The organism is uncultured Streptococcus sp. (genome assembly GCF_963545685.1).
Classification (GTDB): Bacteria; Bacillota; Bacilli; order Lactobacillales; family Streptococcaceae; genus Streptococcus.
This window is the reverse complement of record NZ_CAUUKN010000075.1, coordinates 1-5024: the sequence shown is the minus strand read 5'-3', so window position 1 is coordinate 5024 and position 5024 is coordinate 1. Positions and strand designations below refer to the sequence as shown.

Below are 5024 nucleotides of genomic sequence, written 5' to 3'. Positions count from 1 at the left end.
AAAAAGCTCTATAATCTCTACGGTGGTTTTACCCACTACAGAAATTATAGAGCCTCACTTTTGTGGTTGCTTTTTTCGTTAAAAAAATTAACTACTTTTTATACATTCATGTCATTTGTCTGGCCGAAAAAGTGGTATAATAACTCTTGCTAAATATTTATTTTGGAGTACACATGGCTAAGTCAAAAAATACTATTGAAAGTCGGATAGATTACTCGATTCTCTTGCCAGTCCTTATCTTACTGCTGGTTGGTCTGGGCTCGGTTTTTATCGCGACAAATTTTGATTACCCAAAGAATCTCGTGCAAGTCATGTCTCAGCAAGTACTATGGGTTTTTCTTGGTTCGGTACTTGCTTTTGTTGTCATGTTATTTAATACAGAATTTCTTTGGAAGGTAACTCCCTGGCTTTATATTTTTGGCCTGGGACTTATGGTTCTGCCTCTTGTTTTTTATTCACCTGCTTTGGTTGCTTCGACAGGAGCAAAAAACTGGGTCAGTATTGGATCAGTCACCCTTTTTCAACCATCAGAATTTATGAAGATATCCTACATCCTTTTTCTTTCAAGAATAGGTGTTTGGGCTAAACAAGGAAAAGAGGTAACTGACCTTCAAGATGACTGGTTACTACTTTTCCAATATGTAGCGGTCACGCTTCCTGTCTTAGGCTTACTGGTTCTTCAAGGTGATATGGGAACGGCCTTAGTCTTCCTCGCTATTTTAGCAGGTATAATAGTGGTTTCGGGAATATCCTGGCGTATCATCTTACCGGTAGTGCTAGGCTTTGCAGCTAGCATAGCTCTGTTTATAATGGTCTTTATCACAGATTGGGGAAAGGAAACCTTGCTCAAGTTAGGGGTTCAGACTTATCAGATTAACCGTATCTCAGCTTGGTTGGACCCCTTCACTTATGCGGATGGCATCGCCTTTCAACAGACACAAGGGATGATATCGATAGGTACTGGTGGTATCTACGGAAAAGGTTTTAATCACCTTGATTTGAATGTGCCAGTTCGTGAGAGTGATATGATTTTCACGGTTATTGCAGAAGACTTTGGTTTGGTAGGTGGTGGATTGGTTCTTTTGACCTATCTCTTCCTCATTTATCGCATGTTGCGAGTGACTTTTAAGTCTAATAACCGTTTCTATACCTTTATTTCTACAGGTTTTATTATGATGATTGTCTTCCATATTTTTGAAAATATTGGGGCGGCGGTAGGGATTCTTCCTCTGACAGGTATTCCTTTGCCCTTTATTTCTCAAGGTGGATCTTCACTTATCTCAAACTTGATTGGTGTTGGTTTAGTGCTTTCCATGGCCTACCAGACCAACCTCAACGAAGAAAATAAAATTCTTCTGGCTATGTCTCGTCGTATGCGTACATCGGGGACTAGTCAAGTAAAGTCAGTGTCTAAGACTAAACCTAAGAAAAACAAACCTTCGAAGAGTGCAATCAAGGCCTCACAAGAATTGGTCAAGGCTAAAGATAAGGTTGATAAGGCTACTGTGAAAGTACGTCAAACGATTTCTCAAAATACGCCTAGCCTCCACCAAGGCAAGCGTCGTAAGGGTTCTAAAAAGAAACCGACACGTAAACACTAATCAGAAGCAAGTTGGGTAATCCAACTTGTTTTTCTTTATAAAAAAATTAAGGTCTGTCCCCTTCTCTTTGGGTCTCCCTGTGGTATAATAGAAGGCGACTATTTCGAAAAGGGGTTTGCTATGATAGAGACAGCCAAGCAGCAAGAACGTGCTATTTTAGTAGGTGTTGAATTGCAAGAGACAGAGCATTTTGACATGTCCATGGAGGAACTTGCTAGTCTTGCCAAAACAGCAGGAGCAGAGGTTGTAGCTAGCTATACCCAAAAACGTGAACGCTATGATAGTAAGTCCTTCGTAGGTTCAGGAAAATTAGAAGAAATCAAGGCTTTGGTGGACGCGGATGAGATTACTACGGTCATTGTCAATAACCGTTTAACTCCACGTCAAAATACCAATCTTGAAGCAGCGTTTGGCGTAAAAGTCATTGATCGCATGCAATTGATTTTGGATATCTTCGCCATGAGGGCTAGGAGTCATGAAGGAAAACTTCAGGTCCATCTAGCTCAACTCAAATACATGTTGCCACGTTTAGCTGGTCAGGGGATTATGCTAAGTCGTCAAGCGGGGGGCATTGGTAGCCGTGGACCTGGTGAAAGTCAGTTGGAACTCAATCGTCGTTCTATCCGTAACCAGATTGCGGATATTGAGCGTCAATTAAAGATTGTTGAGAAGAACAGAGAGACCATTCGTGAAAAGCGTGTCGACTCAACTACCTTTAAAATTGGTTTAATAGGTTATACTAATGCTGGAAAATCAACCATTATGAACCTTATGACGGATGATAAGCAGTATGAGGCCAATGAACTTTTTGCGACTTTGGATGCAACGACTAAGAAAATTTACTTAAAAGGTCAGTTTCAAGTGACCTTGACAGATACGGTTGGTTTTATTCAGGATTTGCCAACAGAATTGGTTGCTGCCTTTAAGTCGACGCTTGAAGAAAGTCGTAATGTGGATTTTCTTTTGCATGTCATCGATGCTAGTGATCCTAATCACGAAGAGCATGAAAAGGTGGTCTTAGATATCCTTAAAGACCTGGACATGACTGATATTCCTCGCCTAGCCATCTACAATAAGATGGACCTAGCGGATAACTTAGTAGCAACAGTCTTTCCTAATGTTCGTCTCTCAGCGCGTGACAAGGGAAGTCGTGAGGCTCTACGAAGACTCTTGATTGATGAAATTCAACAGATTTTTGAACACTTTAGTATTAAGGTTCATCAGGACCAAGCTTATAAACTTTATCAGTTGAGTCAATTAGCCTTGCTAGATAGCTATAGTTTTGAGGCAGAAGTGGAAGACATTACAGGCTATATTTCACCGAAAAATAAATGGAAATTGGAAGAGTTTTATGACTGATTATATGGATTTAGCTTTAAAATATGGTGGTTTTACAAGTTTAGATAAGGTATATCTGGAAAATACTTTGTCAGACCTTTCAGACAGTCAAAAACTGGCTTTTATTACGCCACCACCAAGTGTTATTAATGCTTATTTTGCAGAGATTTACCAGAAACAGTCTCCAGAAGCAGCAACGGATTACTATTTGGAGCTTTCGAAAGAATTGAACCTCTTTAATCCAGTACCATCTTTTGATGAACACAAGCCCTTTATTCGTCTTAATCTGTCAGGAAAATCTTATGGTTTTTGCTATGAAAATGCCGATGAAGTAGCCCTAGTCTTTGCGGAGCATCTAGAGGTTCCAACGGCTAGTATTTTGTTTGAGCTTGCTCAAGTTTTCCCACAGTATAAGGTTTATCTTGAAGGGACTCAAGTTAAAATGGCCAAGGTTGACTTTGATGAAGAAGTCTTGGAAGAGTTGACACCAGAGACTCAGTTGCTCAGTCGTGTAACTAAACTGAAGGGAAATGTCATTAAGTTAGCTAGCTTCAATCAAGATGAATTAGTGGAACTTTTGTCTCAATATAAAGGGCAAACCGTTTACTATGGCTTTGCTCAGCGTGAATGCCTGGCTTATATTGTCCAGAAATAAGAAAAACGATAGATAGAAAGTATAGAAAGTCATGGAATTACAATTTTTAGGGACGGGCGCCGGACAGCCATCCAAGGCTCGTAATGTATCGAGTCTGGTTTTGAAGCTACTCGATGAAATCAACGAAGTCTGGATGTTTGACTGTGGGGAAGGAACCCAACGTCAGATTTTAGAAACAACAATCAAACCTCGTAAAGTTAAAAAAATCTTTATTACACATATGCATGGGGACCATATCTTCGGTCTACCTGGTTTCTTGGCTAGTCGTTCCTTCCAATCTAGCGAAGAACAAACTGACCTTGAAGTTTATGGTCCAGTTGGTATTAAGCAATACGTCATGACTAGTCTTCGTACCTCGGGGACACGCTTGCCTTATCATGTGCATTTTAAGGAAATTGATGAGCATAAGCTAGGCTTGGTTATGGAAAATGACAAGTTCGCTGTTTATGCAGATAAGTTGGATCACACCATTTTTTGTGTTGGTTACCGTGTGGTTCAAAAGGATCTGGAAGGGACCTTGGATGCTGAGGCTCTTAAGGCAGCAGGCGTACCATTTGGTCCACTTTTTGGACAAATTAAGAATGGACAAGATGTAGTTCTTGAGGATGGTACGAAAATCATTGCCAAAGACTTTATTTCCGCACCTAAGAAAGGTAAGGTTATCACTATCTTAGGTGATACCCGTAAGACAGATGCCAGTGTTCGACTTGGACTGGGGGCAGATGTCCTGGTCCACGAGTCCACTTATGGTAAGGGGGACGAAAAAATTGCCAAGAGCCATGGTCACTCAACCAACATGCAAGCAGCTCAAGTAGCTAAGGATGCGTCAGCTAAACGCCTTCTTCTAAATCACGTATCAGCACGTTTTTTGGGGCGTGATATCGGTAAGATGGCAGCAGATGCTAAAACGATTTTTGAAAACACTTATATCGTTCGTGACTTGGAAGAGGTAGAAATCTAATGGCTAAACAACGTATTATCGCTATTACTGGTGCCTCAGGAGGTCTTGCTCAAGAAATTGTCAAGCAGCTCTCACCCAGTGATGGCATTATCCTCTTGGGACGAGACAAGGACAAACTTGAGAAATGTTATCGCCATGTGGAAAATAAAACCTGTCTTGCTATTGATCTTAGAGACGATAATACCATTAAAGAAATGGTCAATTATCTTTATCAACGATTTGGCCGTATTGATATCTTTATCAATAATGCTGGCTTCGGTGAATTTAAGTCTTATGATAATTACACTAGTCAAGAAGTCCGTGATATGTTTGATATCAATACCTTTGCGACAATGACTTTTTCACGCTTGATAGCAGAGAAAATGGTAGAGCAAGGCCATGGCCATATTATCAATATCGCCAGTATGGCAGGGAAAATTGCGACAGCCAACTCAAGTGTCTATGCAGCGACAAAGTTTGCGGTAATTGG

4 protein-coding genes and 1 pseudogene are annotated in these 5024 nt (G+C 40.5%); all 5 read left to right on the top strand.

The annotated features are described in order from the left end of the window. Positions 1-173: 173 nt before the first annotated feature. Positions 174-1343, top strand: a pseudogene (locus RWZ99_RS08740) (FtsW/RodA/SpoVE family cell cycle protein); the annotation flags it as partial. A 378-nt stretch (positions 1344-1721) separates the two neighbouring features. Then, complete coding sequence (hflX, locus tag RWZ99_RS08735; RefSeq protein ID WP_314678136.1) at positions 1722-2960, top strand: GTPase HflX; 1239 nt, start codon at positions 1722-1724, stop codon at positions 2958-2960. Then, on the top strand, positions 2953-3594 hold the full coding sequence (locus tag RWZ99_RS08730; RefSeq protein WP_314678134.1) for a cystathionine beta-lyase: 642 nt from the start codon (positions 2953-2955) through the stop codon (positions 3592-3594). The genes hflX and RWZ99_RS08730 overlap by 8 nt, the downstream gene beginning before the upstream one ends. 31 nt (positions 3595-3625) lie before the next feature. Next, positions 3626-4555 carry a ribonuclease Z gene (gene rnz / locus RWZ99_RS08725; protein WP_314678132.1) on the top strand — a complete coding sequence of 310 codons (930 nt, stop codon included), beginning with the start codon at positions 3626-3628 and terminating at the stop codon, positions 4553-4555. Then, positions 4555-5024, top strand: a 470-nt coding sequence (locus tag RWZ99_RS08720; RefSeq protein WP_314678129.1) for an SDR family NAD(P)-dependent oxidoreductase, incomplete at its 3' end; no start/stop codon positions are given. The genes rnz and RWZ99_RS08720, both read left to right, overlap by 1 nt.